This is a genomic window from Pseudarthrobacter sp. lyk4-40-TYG-27 (genome assembly GCF_030209295.1).
In the GTDB taxonomy this organism is placed as follows: Bacteria; Actinomycetota; Actinomycetes; order Actinomycetales; family Micrococcaceae; genus Arthrobacter.
The window spans coordinates 620868-637912 of record NZ_JARVSH010000003.1 but is presented as its reverse complement, the minus strand read 5'-3'; the positions used below and the strand labels follow the sequence as shown (position 1 = coordinate 637912).

Annotated in this window: 15 protein-coding genes; 5 read left to right on the top strand and 10 right to left on the bottom strand. The window is 66.3% G+C overall.

From position 1 onward, the window contains the following. The first annotated feature begins 180 nt into the window (after positions 1-180). Positions 181-1299 carry an alanine dehydrogenase gene (gene ald, locus QRM96_RS07445; protein WP_018763678.1) on the top strand — a complete coding sequence of 373 codons (1119 nt, stop codon included), beginning with the start codon at positions 181-183 and terminating at the stop codon, positions 1297-1299. 99 nt (positions 1300-1398) lie between these two features. Here the strand turns inward: ald and QRM96_RS07440 are convergent, their stop codons facing one another. The 6 genes from QRM96_RS07440 to QRM96_RS07415 form a co-directional block, all read right to left on the bottom strand. Beyond that, a complete protein-coding gene (locus QRM96_RS07440; RefSeq protein WP_285319042.1) occupies positions 1399-2463 on the bottom strand; it encodes a Gfo/Idh/MocA family protein in 1065 nt (354 codons plus the stop codon). Positions 2464-2555: 92 nt separating this feature from the next. Further along, on the bottom strand, positions 2556-4271 hold the full coding sequence (locus tag QRM96_RS07435) for an ABC transporter family substrate-binding protein (protein ID WP_285319041.1): 1716 nt from the start codon (positions 4269-4271) through the stop codon (positions 2556-2558). A gap of 51 nt (positions 4272-4322) precedes the next feature. Next, positions 4323-6560, bottom strand: a complete 2238-nt coding sequence (locus tag QRM96_RS07430) for an ABC transporter ATP-binding protein (protein ID WP_109864198.1) — start codon at positions 6558-6560, stop codon at positions 4323-4325. Further along, positions 6557-7546, bottom strand: a complete 990-nt coding sequence (locus QRM96_RS07425) for an ABC transporter permease (RefSeq protein ID WP_018763682.1) — start codon at positions 7544-7546, stop codon at positions 6557-6559. Before QRM96_RS07425 ends, QRM96_RS07430 begins: the two co-directional genes overlap by 4 nt. 2 nt (positions 7547-7548) lie before the next feature. Further along, on the bottom strand, positions 7549-8532 hold the full coding sequence (locus tag QRM96_RS07420) for an ABC transporter permease (RefSeq protein ID WP_109864197.1): 984 nt from the start codon (positions 8530-8532) through the stop codon (positions 7549-7551). A 356-nt stretch (positions 8533-8888) separates the two neighbouring features. Continuing rightward, positions 8889-9500, bottom strand: a complete 612-nt coding sequence (locus QRM96_RS07415; RefSeq protein WP_491328911.1) for a TetR/AcrR family transcriptional regulator — start codon at positions 9498-9500, stop codon at positions 8889-8891. A 121-nt stretch (positions 9501-9621) separates the two neighbouring features. On the opposite strand from QRM96_RS07415, the gene QRM96_RS07410 reads away from it, so the two are divergent. The 4 genes from QRM96_RS07410 (at position 9622) to QRM96_RS07395 (ending at position 12580) form a co-directional block, all read left to right on the top strand. Then, a complete protein-coding gene (locus tag QRM96_RS07410) occupies positions 9622-10179 on the top strand; it encodes an NAD(P)H-dependent oxidoreductase (RefSeq protein ID WP_018763685.1) in 558 nt (185 codons plus the stop codon). Between the two features lie 143 nt (positions 10180-10322). Then, entirely contained in the window at positions 10323-11615 is a 1293-nt protein-coding gene (locus QRM96_RS07405) for an aminotransferase-like domain-containing protein (protein ID WP_285319038.1), read from the top strand. A gap of 44 nt (positions 11616-11659) precedes the next feature. After that, entirely contained in the window at positions 11660-12088 is a 429-nt protein-coding gene (locus QRM96_RS07400; RefSeq protein ID WP_285319070.1) for a universal stress protein, read from the top strand. Positions 12089-12244: 156 nt separating this feature from the next. After that, the gene (locus QRM96_RS07395; protein WP_018763688.1) at positions 12245-12580 is read left to right on the top strand and encodes a hypothetical protein; all 336 of its coding nucleotides are present in this window, start codon (positions 12245-12247) and stop codon (positions 12578-12580) included. A 39-nt stretch (positions 12581-12619) separates the two neighbouring features. Here QRM96_RS07395 and QRM96_RS07390 read toward each other — a convergent pair whose 3' ends face one another. The 4 genes from QRM96_RS07390 to pdhA are packed head-to-tail and all read right to left on the bottom strand — an operon-like array spanning position 12620 to position 16921. After that, positions 12620-13237, bottom strand: coding sequence for a phosphatase PAP2 family protein (locus QRM96_RS07390; protein ID WP_285319037.1), 618 nt, complete (start codon positions 13235-13237; stop codon positions 12620-12622). A 3-nt stretch (positions 13238-13240) separates the two neighbouring features. Continuing rightward, positions 13241-14701, bottom strand: coding sequence for a 2-oxo acid dehydrogenase subunit E2 (locus QRM96_RS07385; RefSeq protein WP_285319036.1), 1461 nt, complete (start codon positions 14699-14701; stop codon positions 13241-13243). Positions 14702-14708: 7 nt separating this feature from the next. Beyond that, positions 14709-15689, bottom strand: a complete 981-nt coding sequence (locus QRM96_RS07380; RefSeq protein ID WP_018763691.1) for an alpha-ketoacid dehydrogenase subunit beta — start codon at positions 15687-15689, stop codon at positions 14709-14711. Then, the gene (gene pdhA, locus QRM96_RS07375) at positions 15689-16921 is read right to left on the bottom strand and encodes a pyruvate dehydrogenase (acetyl-transferring) E1 component subunit alpha (RefSeq protein WP_018763692.1); all 1233 of its coding nucleotides are present in this window, start codon (positions 16919-16921) and stop codon (positions 15689-15691) included. The genes QRM96_RS07380 and pdhA overlap by 1 nt, the downstream gene beginning before the upstream one ends. Between the last annotated feature and the right edge of the window lie 124 nt (positions 16922-17045).

Genomic DNA, 17045 nt, shown 5'->3' with positions numbered 1-17045 from the left:
CCTGACGCTTCAGGAGTCGACAGTTGTCGAGCCTGGCGCGGCAAAAACCCCGGAATCACGCGCCTGCCCCGGCGGGCCTCACACCCGCCCATGTCGCCTGGCTCACAGGCGGATTTATCGTTGAAACACGAAAATCCTTCCACTTTCCCGGCCCGCCGGGACCACACCTTGGAGCAGACGATGATCATCGGCGTCCCCAAAGAGATCAAGAACAACGAATTCCGCGTAGCGATCACCGCTGCCGGCGTCCACGAGTTCCGCACCCACGGCCACACCGTCCTGGTGGAGCGCGGGGCCGGCCTGGGCTCGGGCATCACCGACGAGGAATACGCGATCGCGGGCGCCGAGATCGTCAACGAGGCGGACGACGTCTGGTCCCGCGCCGACATGGTCATGAAGGTCAAGGAACCGGTGAAGGCCGAGTACCACCGCTTCCGCAAGGGCCTGATCCTGTTCACCTACCTGCACCTCGCAGCAGAGCCGGAACTGACGCAGGAACTCATCAACTCCGGCGTCACCGCGATCGCCTACGAGACCGTGCAGGAAGGCCGCACGCTGCCGCTGCTGGCCCCGATGTCCGAGGTGGCCGGACGCCTGTCCGTCCAGGTGGGCGCCACCTCGCTGATGGCACCCGCCGGCGGCAAGGGCGTGCTGCTGGGCGGCGTCCCGGGCGTCCGCCCCGCCAAGGTGGTTGTCCTGGGCGCCGGCGTGGCCGGAACCAACGCCGCCGCCATGGCCCTGGGCCTGGGCGCCGACGTGACCATCCTGGACATCAACATCAACCGGCTCCGCGAACTCGACGCCCAGTACCAGGGCCGGCTGAAGACGGTCGCCTCCAACAAGTACGAGATCGAAAAGTCAGTGGTGGACGCCGACCTCGTGATTGGTTCGGTGCTGATCCCCGGCGCCAAGGCTCCCAAGCTGGTCACCAACGACCTCGTGGCCCGGATGAAGCCCGGTTCTGTCCTGGTGGACATCGCCGTGGACCAGGGCGGCTGCTTCGAGGACACGCACCCCACCACGCACCAGGAACCCACCTACAAGGTGCACAACACCATCTTCTACTGTGTGGCCAACATGCCCGGCGCCGTGCCCAACACCTCCACGTACGCACTGACCAACGTCACCCTGCGCTACGCCGTGTCCCTGGCCAACCTGGGCGTCAAGGCCGCGTTCGACCGCGACCCCGCACTGGCCGCCGGCCTCAACATCGCCGCCGGCCACGTGGCACACCACTCGGTGTCCGAGGCGCACAACCTGCCGCTCGTAGCCGACTGGCACGAGCTCGTTTCGGCCTAGGCCCTGTTGCCGTCGGAACGGCAGTCATCCAACGCGTGCTGCTCCTTCGTCGCTTTGACGCACGCTTTCTGGATGGCTGCCGTTCCGACGTTAAGGCACTTATGAGGCCAGTTCCCGCGCTTTTTCTATGATTTTCAGGACCTCCACGGCATCCTCCGGATTTACCGGGAGGGGCTGGGACGAGGCTGCGCCGCCGTCGAGGATCTTGTCCGCCAGGATCCGGTAGAACTCCGGGTAGTTCCCCCGTTCTGTGGGGAGTCGGTCCAGGTGGCCGTCACGGCCCAGCAGCCCCGCCCACTCGGGCGCTTCCTGCCCGTACGCGGCGTCCAGGGGGCTGCCGCCGGCGGCAAGGTAGGGCTCCTGGGGGTCCACGCCGTTTTTCGTGTACCCGCCCACCGAACCAAGCACCCGGAAGCGCGGCTCCTGCTGCGCGCACAGCATGTTCATGGCCAAGTGGCTGGTGACGCCCGATTCGTGCCGCAGGACCAGGAAGACGTCATCGTCCGCGCGCTCATCGGACCGGCGCGCCGACAGCTCGGCGTGAGCCACCGTGGCGGGACCGAACAACTGCAGCGCCTGGTCCACCAGGTGGCTGCCAAGGTCGAACAGTGCCCCTCCCCCGTCCGCGGCCGTAGCCCGTGCTTTCCACGGCTTGGCGATAGTGGGCTGCCAGCGCTCGAACCGGGACTCGAAGCGTGTCACCTCACCCAGGGACCGGGCAGCCAGCAGTTTCCGCAGGGTCAGGAAATCACCGTCCCACCGCCGGTTGTGGAACACCGTCAATACCCTGCCCCGCTGCCGGGCCACCTCAACCAGGTCCTGCCCCTGCGCGCGGGTCACCGTGAACGGTTTGTCCACCACCACGTCCAGCCCGGTCTCCAGGGCCGCCTTGGCCAGCGGATAGTGCGTGTCCGGCGGCGTCGCCAATACCACCAGGTCAAGGTCAGCTGCCCGCGCAAGGACAGCGGCGCCGTCGCGCACCACGTCCGCCCCCGGCAGCCGGGATGCGGCAGCCGCCTGCCGCCCGGCGTCGGACGTGGCAATGAGGTCCAGCGAATAGTTGCCGTCGGCTGCCAGCAACGGGGCGTGGAACACGCTCCCTGCCAGCCCGTAGCCGACGACGGCGGTGCGGATGGTGCGGGGGTCGCCTTCAGCTCCAGTCATGGAAGCTACGCTACCGCGGAGCGCGCAGCGTTAAACGGGCCGGCACCCCTGGTGAACCAGGGGTGCCGGCTTTTTGGTTGGACCGCGGTGGGTTACTTCTTTTCCCAGCCGATGGTGGTCCAGTCCGGGACCTGCGAGGTGCTCTGGAAGAGCGACGGGCCGTAGTTGGCCAGGCCGGTGCGGACGAAGGAGATCTGCGGGCCGTTGAAGACCACGCCCATGGAGTAGTACTTCGCCATGTGCTCCTTCTCCACGTCCATGGCAGCCTTGTTGCGCGCTGCGTTGTCCTCGATGGAGGCGAGGTCGGCGATCTTCTTGTCCAGGTCGGCGTCGCCCAGCTTGTTCTCGTTGACCTTGGAGTCGTAGTACTGCTTGACGGCGTCGGTGGCATCCGGGCCCACGGTGTAGCCGGAGATGCTCAGGTCGAACTCGCGGCTGCCCAGGACCTTGCCGAAGTCGGCGGAGGCGCGCTGGTCGATGCCCACATCCATGCCGCTGGCCTGGAGCTGCTTCTGCAGGGTCTGGGCCACGGCCAGTGTGGTGGGATCGTCACCGAAGTTGCTGATCTTGAAGGAGGCGGGCTTGCCGTCCTTCTCCATGACGCCACTGGCGTTGGCGGTGTAGCCGGCGTCGGTGAGGACCTTCTTGGCGGCGTCGGGGCCGGTTTCCTTGACCGGGTAGTTGTCCTGGTAGTACTCGGAGAACGGCAGCAGCATCATGGAACCGGAGCTGGGCTCTTCCCAGTTCAGGCCGTTGAAGCGGACCTTGCGGAGTGCTTCGCGGTCCACGGCGGCGAAGATGGCCTTGCGGACGTTGACGTCGGTGATGCGCTGGGCGTTGAGGTTCAGGCCACCGGCAAAGAGGCGCTGGCCGCGGCGGATGTCTGAATCCTTGGTGCCGTCCAGCTGCTTGTACAGCGAGATGGTGTTGGCGGACATGGCATCGATCTCACCGTTCTTGAACGCCGCGATCTGTGCGCTGGTCTCCAGCTGGCGGAAGGTCACGTTGGCCAGGACCGGCTTCTGGCCCCACCACTTGTCGTTCGGAACCAGGGTCACGGTCTTGGCCGCGGTGTCGTACTGGTCCAGCTTGAACGGCCCCGCCATCCACTCCGGGTGCATGTTGCCGTTGAAGCCTTCGTTGAAGATCTCCGGGGTGTTCACGGCGGGGTGGATCAGGCCGAAGAACAGCGAATCGACCGGGAATACCGGGCGGGACGTCTTGACGATGACTTCCTTGTCGCTGCTGCCGGCCTCAACGGAATCCACGAATTCGTAGGCTCCGGAGCTGACAATGTCGTAGCCGGCGTCCGCGCTCTTGAGGATATTCCAGGTGTTCTTGAAGGCCTTGACGTCAATCGGGGTGCCGTCGTTGTACGTGGCCTTGGGGTTGACCTCGATGGTGATGGTCTGCTTGCCGTCCTTCACCTCGCTCTTCACCGACTCGCAGAAATCGGGGTTTGCGGTGACCTTGCCCTTGAAGTCCACCTTCCAGCAGCCACCAATGCCGCCGCTGTTCATGGCGACCGGGTTCATGGGAATCTGCAGGGCAGAGTTGTCAGCGCTGTTTCCGTTGTTGGAGAAGCCGTTGAAGTCCGGGCCGATATTGCCCAGCGGCAGGGTGACCTTGCCGCCCTGCTGGAGGTCGGCTGCCGGCTTCTCGTTGATGCTGATCAGCTTGGACAGGTCGCTGCCTGCCTCCTGCCCCTTGGCTGTTTCGGGGCCGCTGGCACCGCCACCTCCGCAGGCCGTCAGCGTCAGGGCGGCAGCAATGGCTGCTGCCCCGCCGATCCTGTTCAGTTTCCTCATGGTTTTCCCTTCGATTGGTGCGAGTGGTGGTGCGGGTGGGTCGAAAAAATCCTAGGGTGCAAGGTGGTCCGCCGGTTCATGGACCACCAGCATGTCCTCATCAATTTCCCCGTCCGGATAGAAGCAGGCGAACTGCTGGTCCGGCACGGGCACGGGAGCCTGTTGCAGGACCTGCACGGCCGCCGAGGGTGCCGCGGCTTCCAGGAGCGGTTCGAGGGTGAGGCATTTTTCCTGCTTCGCGGGCGGCAGCGCGGCGAAGACCGGGCAGCGGGTGGCGAAGTTGCAGCCTTTGGGGGCTTGCAGCGGGGAGGGCAGGTCGCCTTGGAGGATGATGCGTTCGCGGGTCCGTTCCAGGTGCGGATCGGGTACCGGGATGGCGGACAGGAGGGCACGGGTGTAGGGGTGGCGGGGGTTGTCGAACACCCGGTCCACAGCCCCGATCTCTACGATCTTCCCGAGGTACATCACGGCCACGCGGTTGGAAATGTGGCGCACTACCGACAGGTCGTGGGCCACCAGCAGGTAGCTCAGGCCCAGTTCGGCGCGGAGCTGGTCCAGGAGGTTGATGACGCCGGCCTGGACCGATACGTCCAATGCGGAGACGGGTTCATCCAGGACCACCAGCTTGGGATTCACGGCCAGGGCCCGGGCGATCCCGATCCGCTGCCGCTGGCCACCGGAGAACTGGTTGGGGAACCGGTTGACGTGGTCCGGCTGCAGGCCCACGAGCTTCATCAGCTCCATGATCCGCTTCTTGATGGCCGCCCGGTCCATGCCCGCGTTCTGCAGTGGTTCGGCCAGGACCTCGTAGACCGTGAAGCGCGGGTCCAGGGCACCTGTGGGGTCCTGGAAGACCATCTGCAGTTCGCGGCGCATCCTGCCCTTGGTCTTGGCATCGGCCGCCTGCTTGTTGCTCAGGCCGCCGATCACCACCTCGCCATCCTGGTCCGGGTGGAATTCCATGATTTCCAGGAGGGTGGTGGTCTTTCCCGAGCCGGACTCGCCCACGATGGAGAAGCATTCGCCCTCGCGGATGTCGAAGCTCAGGCCGTCCACCGCCTTGACGGTGCCAATCCTGCGCTTGATCAGGGCGCCCCTGGTCAGCGGGAAGTGCTTGCGGACGTCCGTGAGTTGCAGGACGGTGGCCCGTTCAGCACGCGGGATGGCGTCAAAACGGGAGACCGGTACCGGCGGGGCGGCGAAGACATCGCGCACGTCCACCGTCCCGCCCAGGGAGTCGGACTTGATGCAGGCGGCGCGGTGCAGTCCGTCGTCGGCCACGGGCGCCAGGGCGGGTTCGCCGTCAAGGCAGGCGTCCGACGCCAGCGGGCAGCGGGGCGCGAACGAGCAGCCGGTGGGGGCCTGCAGGAGGTTCGGCGGCATCCCCTCGATGGGCACGAGCGAGGATTTCTCGGCCACGTCCACGCGCGGGACGGCGCCGAGCAGGCCCATGGTGTAGGGCATCCGCGGGTTGTAGTAGATGTGGTCCACGGCCCCGGTTTCCACCGGCTTGCCCGCGTACATGACCATGATGTCGTCGGCCATTCCGGCCACCACGCCCAGGTCGTGGGTGATCATGACGACGGCGGCGCCGGTCTCCTCCTGCGCCTTGTGCAGCACCTCGAGGACCTGGGCCTGGATGGTGACGTCCAGCGCCGTCGTCGGCTCGTCCGCGATCAGGACGCGTGGGTTGTTGGCGATCGCGATCGCGATCATGACGCGCTGGCGCATGCCGCCGGAGAATTCGTGCGGAAAGGCCTTCAGCCGGTCCTTGGGGCTGGGGATTCCCACCATGGCCAGGAGTTCGACGGCGCGGGCTTCCTTGGCCTTCTTGCTCATCGTGGGGTTGTGGATGGTGAGTGCTTCGATGATCTGGGTGCCCACGGTGAACACCGGGGTGAGGGATGACAATGGGTCCTGGAAGACCATCGCGAGCTCGTTGCCGCGGTATTCGCACATGGCCTTGTCGCTCAGCCCGAGCAACTCCCGGCCCTTGAGCCGAACAGATCCGGTGACCTCGGCCGTCGGCGCGAGCAAGCCCATGATGGCCAGGGACGTGACCGATTTGCCGGAGCCCGATTCCCCCACGATTCCCAGGGTGCGGCCGGGCAGCAGGTCGAAATCGATACCGCGGACGGCATGCACAACACCGTTTTCGGTATTGAACCGCACGTTCAGGTCCCGGACTGACAGGACGGCGTCCCCGGGGGCGTGCAGCCCTGCCACGTGCAGGCGCTCCACGGTCGACTGCGACGGGTCCGTGGCTCCGGTGGTGGTTTCGCTGCTCATGGCGTCTTCTTCTCCGCACGGATAGTCCGGGCTTTGGCTTTTTTGGCTTTGCCGCTGGAAGTGGAGCTGGGGTCGAAGGCGTCGCGCAGGCCGTCGTTCATCATGGCCAGGGAGCCGGTCAGCAGGAACATCACGGTCAACGGAACCCAGAACATCCACGGGAAGGTTGAGACCTGGGAGGTGGCCTGGCCGATCAGCACGCCCAGGCTCACGTCGGGGACTTTGATGCCGATGCCGATGAAGGAGAAGGCGACCTCGGCCAGGATGGCTGCGGTGACGCCGCGGGTGATGTCCAGGATCAGCAGCGAGCCGATGTTGGGCACCAGGTGCCGCCAAACGATCCGGCGCGGCGGGACGCCCATGTACTGGGCCGCCTTGACGAAGTCGCGCTGCATGAGGGACATGGACATGGACCGGATCAGCCTGGCGGTTCCCATCCAGCTGAACACGAGCAGGACGATGATCAGCAGCAGCCAGGACGGCAGGTCGCGTTTCAGTCCCGCCCCGCCCCCGCTGGTGGCAACGGCCACCACCAGGAGCGCCGGCATCATGATCAGTGCTTCCAGGATGAACAGCATGACTTTGTCCACCTTGCCCCCGAAGTAGGCCATGCTGCAGCCGTAGACGGCGGCAATCAGCACCGACACCAGGCCCACCACCAGGCCGATCAGGATGGAGATCCTGGTTCCTTCGACTGTCATGGCGTAGAGATCGATCCCCGCCTGCGAGGTGCCAAGGTAGTGCTCGCCGGAGGGCGGCATCCCGATGTTGAAGGGGTCGATGGTTTCCTTGTCCCACTGGGTGAAGAAGCCCCCGATGAACGAGAAGACGGTCAGGGCTACGAAGATGGCCAAGCCCGTCACGGCAGTCTTATTGCGCAGGAACCGGCGGATGATGATGGTGGACTTGCCAATGACGACGTCCGCGCTTTCCAGGTGCGCGTCCTGCGCCACGGCTGCCGGGTCAACGGCGTTCAGGTTGGTCATGGCTACTGCACCCGCACTCTCGGGTCGACAAGCGTGGTGGCGAAGTCCGCCAGGATGGCGCCCAAGGCGAAGATCACTGATCCGTAAGCGAGCGTGGCAGTGGCGGCATTGACGTCCTGCAGCGAGATGGCGTCAATGCTCCACGACCCCACGCCGGGCCACGCGAAGATCTTCTCGGCGAAGAAACCGCCGGCGAAGATGGCCGGAATGGTGAAGGCGATGCTCTGGGCCACCGGAATGAAGGAAACCCGGAGCGCGTGCCGCGCGATCGCCTGGTTCCGGCTCAGGCCCTTGGCCCGGGCGGTGCGGACGAAATCGGCGTTGACGTTGTCCAGCAGGTACTGCCGCTGGGCGATCTGGTAGGCGCCCCAGCCCACGAGGGTGATGGCCACCGTGGGCACCACGTAGTGCGCCATCAGGTCGGCGAACTGGGGCCAGCCGGGTGCAACACCCGGGGTTGAGATGCCCGTGACGAAGAAGATCCGGTCACCGACGGATTCGTTGATGTTGATGGCACCCAGCTGCACCAGGAAGTAGGCGATGGGTGCGGGCACGATGTAGGCGAGGTAGCTGTAGGACGTGATGACCCGGTCCTGGAACTTGTACTGCCGCGCCGCCGAGTACACGCCCAGGGCGACGCCAATGACCAGGGTCAGGATGATCGAGGCCAGGAAAAGGCGGGTGGAGATCCAGACGCGGTCCCCGAACTCGGCGTTGATGTACGCGCCGTTGGGGCTCCGGCCCCAGTCCCACCGGGTGATGATGCCGGTGATCCAGTCAACGTAGCGCTCCCACGGGCTGAGGTCCGGGTCCAGGCCCTTGAGCCGCATGGAGTTGGCGACCTGTTCGGGGGTGGGCCGGGGGATGCGTTCCTGCTCGAGGAGTGCCGGCTTGAGTGAACTGACAGCCAGGAAGTAGCCGGCGGACGTGGTGAGGAAGATCATCACCACGTAGGTAATGCCGCGCTTGGCGAGGTATTTGAGCATGGGGCGCTATTTCTTCCGCGGCGCCGCCGTGCGGTGAATCGAAAAACACTCCGGTGTCCGCTGGTATGCCATGCCACCCACATCAACCATCACTGCTGGATCCTTCCGTCTTCCCCGGGCGAGCACGGGTTGTGCCGGCCTCCCCGGGACCTGCGGCCAGCGGATAGCTGGCCTCCCGCCGCCTCTAGGGCACGTCCTGGTGGACTATGTTGCGGGTCACATTCCAGAGGAAACTATCACAAGCAATCAGCCGGAAAGCGCAGTAATCCCCCGAAATACCGCGGGCCGTATCAGATCGTTATGAATAGTTCTGTGAAGTTGGCTTGACTGGACGAAAGGGCTTTCCTCCGCGTAATCTACGCCGACCCCGCCACCCGTGTGACAAGTTCGGACCACGATGCGGCCAGGCGCTCGCTCGTGACGCCGTGCTCCCGGATGAGGTGCAGGAGCCGCTCAGGGTCGAGGGTCGCCGTCAGGGAACCGGCCAGCAGCCCCGGCTCCCGGGACTCGACGCCACCGGCGCGCAGCAGCATTTCCACATGCTGGTTCCAGAGGGCCACCGCCGGAACTTCGAACCTGCCCCGGGAGGCGTTTCCAGCAGCCAGGACCAAGTCCCCGTACTCGACCACATAGGCGATCCTTTCGGTACCGAAAGCAATCAGCCGGTCCATGGGCGCGGCGCCCGGCCCCAGGGGCGGCGGCCCAAACAGGAATCGGGCCTGGAACGCGGCCTCGGAGTCGTTCAACAGCGTCAGCATGAGTCCCGCGCGGCTCCCAAAACGCCGGAAGACCGTCCCCTTGCCCACTCCGGCGTGTTCCGCCAGGCGGTCCATGGTGAGCGCCGCGGCGCCCCCCTGTTCGATCAGGTCGCGGGCAGCGAGCAGGAGGCGCTCCCGGTTGCGGGCAGCATCGCTGCGTTCCGCGGCCGTCACCGGCGTCATACCCGGCCGCACTGGGATGGAACTCACAAAGACAGTGTAGCCATGGGGAATATAAACGGACCGCGGTCCGTTTAGTCTGGTGAAGGCTCCCCTGAGCCTGCCCTCTGACCGATCGCGGCCCCCGCCGCGCCCCTAGCCAGGAGTTCCCATGAGCAAGAGCACCGTACTGACCCTCGTCGGCAGTCTTCGCGCCGAGTCAACCAACCAGAAGCTGGCGGAAGCGATCCAACTCAACGCACCGGAGCAGGTGGACGTTGTGATCCACGAGAGCCTGGGCAACATCCCCTTCTACAACGAGGACATCGACGTCGAAGGCGAGGTGCCGGCCGCGGCCGCCGCCCTGCGCGCCGCAGCCGAGGAGGCCGACAGTGTCCTGCTGGTCACGCCGGAATACAACGGCACCGTTCCCGCAACGCTGAAGAACGCCATCGACTGGCTGTCCCGCCCCTTCGGCGCCGGCGCGCTGGCAGGCAAGCCGACCGCCGTCGTCGGGACCGCTTTTGGCCAGTACGGCGGCGTCTGGGCCCAGGACGAAGCACGCAAGGCCGCCGGCATCGCCGGCGCCCGCGTCCTGGAGGACGTCAAGCTTGCCGTGCCGGGCTCCATGGTCCGCTTCGCCGAAGTCCACCCCAAGGACGACGCAGAGATCGTGGAACAGATCAAGGGCATCTTCGACTCCCTCGCCGCCTCCACCCCGGCGGCATAAGACGGCCCGGCATCCTTTTCAGTGCCCGGTACGCATCACGCGTGCCGGGCACCGGCGTCTCCTGGGGTTCCACATCCCGCGCGCGTAAATAAGGAATCAACAGCTGTTGCCTTTCAAGCAACAGCTGGTTGTATTCTGGCTCTGTGACCCACGAAACACTTGACGCGTCCGCCGGCACGCTGCCCGCGGAGGCCATCGATGCGATCGAGCGTGCCGCCACCTCGGCACACCGCCACGAGGAGCTCTTCTCCGAACGGGCTGCCAACATCCGCCAGTCAGCCGTCCGGGATGTCTTCGACATTTCGCTGCGCCCCGGCCTGGTCTCGCTGGCCGGCGGCAGCCCCTACCTGCAGTCGCTCCCGCTGGAACGTCTGGCGGAAACGGCGGCCGCGATCATCGCCAACGACGGGTTGACCGCGCTTCAATACGGGGCGGGCCAGGGCACGGAGGAGCTCCGGGAACAAATCTGCGAGGTCATGGCCGCGGAGGGCATCCTGGACGCGAACCCCCGGAACGTAGTGATTACCGCAGGCTCGCAGTCGGCACAGGACGTGGCCACCAAGCTCTTCTGCAATCCCGGCGACGTCGTCCTGGTGGAGGACCCCACCTACGTCGGGGCGCTCAATACGTTCGAGGCCTACCAGGTCCAGGTTGAAACGGTGGAGATGGACCAGTACGGCTTGGTCCCGGAGCTGCTGGAAGCCCGGATCGCGGCCCTCCAGCTCGCCGGCAAAAGCATCAAGTTCCTGTACACAATTCCCAACTTCAACAACCCCTCCGGCGTCACGCTGGCCAAGGAGCGCCGGCAGCAGGTGGTGGATATATGCCGCAGGGCGAATATCCTTGTGCTCGAGGACAACCCCTACGGCCTCCTCCGCTTCGAGGGCGAACCGCTGGCACCCCTGCGCGCCGCCAATCCCGACGACGTCATCTATCTGGGCTCGTTCTCCAAGATCTTCGCCCCGGGCCTGCGGATCGGCTGGGCCCTGGTCCCTGAACACCTGCAGCGGCGCTACTACCTGGCCGCCGAGTCCGTCACCCTCTGCCCGCCGGCCCTGAACCAGATGCTGGTCTCCGCGTACCTGCGCGAGTACGACTGGAAGGGCCAGATCGAAACCTACCGGGTCCTCTACGCCGAACGGTGCCGGGCCATGCTGGCCGCCCTCGAGGAATACATGCCGGCCGGAACCACCTGGACCAGCCCGCAGGGCGGGTTCTTCGTCTGGGTGACGCTGCCCCAGGGCGTGGATACCTACCCGCTGCTGCACAAAGCGATCGACGCCGGGGTGGTGTTCATCCCCGGAGCCGCCTTCACGCCGTCGGACGAGCCGTCCAACAAACTGCGGCTCGCCTTCAGCGCCGTCCCCCCGGACGCCATCGCGGAAGGCGTCCGCCGATTGGCGCCGGTGCTTCAGGAAGCGATTGCGGCGCTGTAGCGTAAGGCTCACGAGTGCCGAAAACCGAGCAAGGGAGCATGCATATGGGTGGAATCATCGTTGTAGGGGTCGACGGCAGCGCAACGGCAAAGAAAGCGGCGGAGTCGGCAAAGGACCTGGCCGCGGCGCTGGGCAGCTCGCTGCACGTGGTGTCCGCGTTCGACAGCGACAAGACTGAGGTGTTCGGCAGCGGCAGCGACCGCTGGATCGTGTCCGACGCCGATGCCGCCGAACAGGTTGCCCGCACGGTGGCGGAATCCCTGGGCCGGGATGTCACGGTGACGTACTCGGCCGCGCGCGGACGGCCGGCGGACGCCCTCATCAAGGAAGCCCTGCGCGTGGACGCACGCATGATTGTGGTGGGGAACCGGCGGATGCACGGAATCGGCCGGGTACTGGGCAGCGTGGCCAACAGCGTGGCGCACAGCGCGCCCTGCGATGTCTACATCGCCAACACCTACGACGCCGACTGAGGCGTAACGGCGGACACTCCCCGTGGTGGCGGACATCGCTGCGGGGGGTGTCCGTTCTCACCGCCGAAACGGCGGCCCGGCACGGTCTGCATCGATAAAATTGGAGAGGCCCCCAAAGGCGTGGACACGTCCATTCACCTCCAGCAAAGGCCTCCCTTGATTACTCTGCAGCGCCGTCAGCTCGTCGGCCACGACATCCTCCTGGCCCGCCACGGGAACCACATCTCCTCCATGCGGGTGGACCGCAGCAACGGCAGGGTGGTGGCACTGCTCGACGACGGCAGCCTGGACAGCGCTCCCAACCTGATCGCCCCCGGACTGCAGCTGCCGCAGACCGTGCGCAGCGTCCTGCGCGAGGACTGGAAACTCCTCAGCGCCTGGGCAGGTGCAGCAGCCCTGTTGGGAGGCCTGATGACGGCCGCAACCGTCTTCCTCGGCACCAGCGCCGACCCGGCCGTCCTTGAAGCCTTCACGGCCTACGCCGCCTACTAGGCCCGCGCGCCGTACTTCCCCGTACCCCGGGACGGGCATTCAGCCCAGCAGCCAGCCCCGCAGCAGCCACCAGATCCCGGCCATCACCACCCCGCCAAAGAGTGCACCGGCCACCACCTGGGGCAGCGTATGCGCCCGAAGCACAACGCGCGACCAGCAGACCGCCGGAACCAGCACCAGCAACGGCGCCCAGGCGGCGCCGAGCATCAGCACCGATACGACGGCGGCGCAAGATATGGCAGCGGCATGGCCGCTCATTTTCCAGAACAGGCTGACCGCGGCCAACACCGCCACGCCGCCCACCACCGCCAGGACCATGGCAACCACGCTGTGCGGCGCACCTGCCGCTGCCAGGACCAGCAGTCCGACGGCGATGCATGCCAATGCCATCAGGAGCACGGGCGCGCGCTGCTTGCGGTCGCTTACATGGTGGTCCGTGACCTTGCCCAGCCGGACCAGGACCAGCAGCACCGCCAGCGGCAGCACGCAGACAAACAACGCCGCGAGTGCACCGTAGCCGATGGTTCCCGGAAATCCCGGCTCGGCCAGCGGGCTGATCAACAGCTGGATGCTGACCACCACCGGCGGCTGGAACACCTCCGTGATCCAGGTGGCCGCGCGGTTCTTCGCCCGCAGCGGCACGGTGTTGACGGGCACGGCCTAGTCCAGGAGGAGCGCGGGCTCTTCCAGGATGGCCGCGACGTCGGCCATGAAGCGGGCGGACAAATCACCGTCCACCACACGGTGGTCAAAGGATCCGCCCAGCGTGGTGATCCAGCGCGGAATCACCTCGCCATCCAGGACCCACGGCTTCTGCTTGATGGTGCCGAACGCGACGATGGCCACCTCACCCGGGTTGATGATGGGCGTTCCCGTGTCGATGCCCAGTGCCCCGATGTTGGTGACCGTGAGCGTGCCGCCCTGCATTTCCGCGGGCTGGGTTTTCCCTGCCCGGGCGGTGGTGGCCAGGTTGTTCAGCGCCAGGGCCAGTTCCTTCAGCGACAGGTCCTGGGCGTTCTTGATGTTCGGGACCATCAATCCGCGCGGGGTGGCGGCGGCAATGCCCAGGTTCATGAAGTGCTTGACCTGGATCTCGGCGCTGCCGTCGCCGTTGTCCACCCACGATGCGTTCACGCTGGGGTTGCGGGCGGCGGCCCAGATAACGGCCTTGGCGAGGATGAGGAGCGGGGATACCCTGATGCCCTCAAAATCGCGGGAGGCCTTGAGCCGCTTGACGAATTCCATGGTGCGGCTGGCGTCGACGTCCACGAAGATGCTGACGTGCGGGGCCGCGAAAGCGGACTCCACCATCGCCTTGGCCGTGGCCTTGCGGACACCCTTGACCGGGATACGCTCGATGCGCTGGTCCTGTGGCTTGCCGGCCTTGCCCCAGAAGCCGTCAGCCTTGTCCAGTTCCGCATCGCGCTGCGCCTGGTAGCTGACCAGGTCCTCGCGCGTGACCTCGCCGCGGGAACCGGTGGCCACCACATCCGCGAGGTCGATGCCGAGGTCGCGGGCGATCTTGCGGACCGGCGGCTTGGCCAGGACCCGGTTGACCAGGCCCGTGATGGTGCCGCCCAGGGTGGGGCGGTTGTCCACCGCGGCAGTTTCGCTGCCGGTCACCTCGGCTGGCGTCCGCGGCTGCACCGGCTCAACTTCGGGAGCGTTTACCGTCACCGAGGCGGCGGGTGCGTTCTTGCGGGGGCGCCGCTTGACGGCGTCGGCCTTGGGTCCGGAGCCCACCAAGGGAGCATTGGCCGGGGAGCTCCCGCTGCCGGCCGCCGTCGGTTCTTCTGCCCCGTCCACGGGGAGCTTGCCGTACAGCGGCTGCGCCGGGGGCTCCGGCGCGCGGACATCGGCAGGAGTGGGGTCGCCGGAGACTTCGTCGCTGACGCTGATAATGGCCGTGCCGACGTCAACGGTCACGCCCTCCTCCACCAGCAGCTCGCTGACGGTCCCGGCAAAGGGGGACGGCAGTTCCACGATCGACTTTGCGGTTTCGATCTCGCAGATCACGTCGTTGATGGCGACGGCGTCGCCCGGCTTGACCTTCCAGGAAACGATTTCAGCCTCGGTAAGGCCCTCGCCGACGTCCGGCAGGTTGAACTTGTTAAGGGTCATGGTGTCCTCAGTAGGAGAGGGCGCGGTCCAGCGCCTCCAGGATGCGGTCGATGTCCGGAAGGTAGTCTTCCTCCACCTTGGCAACGGGGTACGGCATGTGGAAACCGCCGACGCGGATTACCGGCGCCTCCAGGGAGTGGAACGCCCGCTCGCTGATCCTGGCGGCGATCTCGCCGCCCACTCCGCCGAACGTGGGAGCCTCGTGCGCGACGATCAGCCGGCCGGTCTTCAGGACGGACGCGGTGACGGTGTCGAAGTCGATCGGGGAGATGGACCGGAGGTCGATGACCTCAAGGCTCCTGCCGTCCTCCTCCGCGGCATTCGCGGCCGCCAGGGCAACGGGCACCAGGGGGCCGTATGCGACCACGGTGGCGTCCGTTCCCTCGCGGAGGACGTGGGCCTTGAAGGGGTCCGCGGAGGGGCCTGGGGCCTGGACGTCAACGTCGCCCTTGAGCCAATAGCGCCGCTTGGGTTCGAAGATGATCACCGGATCCTTGCACTCCACGGCCTGTTGGATCATCCAGTAGGCGTCATGCGGGTTGGACGGGGTGATGATGCGCAGGCCGGCCGTGTGCGCGAACAGCGCCTCGGGAGACTCGGAGTGGTGCTCGATGGAGCCGATGCCGCCGCCGTAGGGGATCCGGATGACGACGGGCACGCTGAGGTTGCCGCTGCTGCGCGAATGGATCTTGGCCAGCTGGGTGGTGATCTGGTTGAAGCCGGGGAAGACGAAGCCGTCGAACTGGATCTCGCACACCGGGCTGTACCCGCGCAGGGCCAGGCCTATCGCGGTGCCGATGATCCCGGACTCGGCCAGCGGCGTGTCCACGACCCGGTCGGGGCCGAATTCGCCGATCAGCCCGTCCGTTACCCGGTAGACACCGCCGAGGGGGCCGATGTCCTCGCCCATCAGGAGCGATTTAGGGTTGGCCGCCAGCGTGGCGCGGAGGCCTTCGTTGATGGCCTTCGCGATGGTCATGGTGGTCATCAGTGGCCTGCCTTTGCTGCCTGCCCGGCGGACTCGTCCTCGCCGGCAAATCCTGCGCTGTATTCCTCGAACCACGCCAGTTCCTCGGCCACCAGCGGGTGGGCCTCGGCATAGACGTTGGCGAAAGCCTGCCGGATGTCCGGGTCCTGAAGGTCGTGGGCGGTGCGCCGGACGTAGGAGGCGAGCTCGTCGCCGTCGGCCCTGACCTTGGCGAAGAAGTCGTCAGCCGCCAGGCCCTCGGCGCGCAGGTACTTCTCCAGCCGCGCCAGCGGATCCTTCGCCCGCCACGCGTCCTCTTCGGCAGACTGGCGGTACTTGGTGGGATCGTCGGCGGTGGTATGCGCTCCCACCCGGTATGTGAAGGCCTCGATCAGGACCGGCCCCTTGCCCTGGCGGGCGTGCTCCAGCGCCCACTCGGTGACCGCGTGCACGGCGATCACGTCGTTGCCGTCCACCCGGATGCCCGGGAAGCCATACCCTTTGGCCCGGTTGGAGAGCGGGACCCGGGTCTGGACGTTGGTGGGCACGGAAATGGCCCAGTGGTTGTTCTGGCAGAAGAACACCACCGGGGCGTTGTAGGAGGAGGCGAACACCATTGATTCGTGGACGTCGCCTTCGGAGCTGGCGCCGTCGCCGAAGTAGGCGATCACGGCGGCGTCCGGCTCCTTGCCTGCGCCATCGGTTGCGGCGGCGAGCTTCTGGTCGCGCTGGATTCCCATCGCATAGCCAACGGCATGGAGGGTCTGTGCGGCCAGGACCAGCGTGTACAGGTGGAAGTTGGTGTCCTTGGGGTTCCAGCCGCCGTTGGAGACTCCGCGGAACTGGCGCAGGAGTTCGGCAAGGTCCACGTTGCGGGTCAGGGCGACGCCGTGCTCACGGTACGTGGGGAAGATGTAGTCCTGCGGCTGGCTGGCACGGCCCGAGCCGATCTGCGCAGCTTCCTGGCCCGTGAGCGGCACCCACAATGCCAGCTGGCCCTGGCGCTGCAGGGCGGTGGCTTCAACGTCGAACCGGCGGATCGCGGCCATGTCGGCGTACAGGCCGCGCAGCGCTTCGGGGGTGAGCTTGTCCGCATACCTGCTGAACACCGGATCGGCGCCGAGCTTCCCATCGGGGCCGAGCAGCTGGACCATGGGGGCCGCGGGCTCGCCCAAGACAGCCTCAGCATCAGCTTCCCGCTGGTCGTCTACCGCTGTTCCGTCGAACTCGGTGGAAGGCAGATGAGTGCCCATACCGTCTCCTTGCTTGCCGCATCCGGATGCAATGCAAATGTCGCTGGGATATATGCCGCACATGGAATACATTCCGCTTGCGGCATATACATTGGCTTACTGATCCTAACTTTATCTTCGGTAG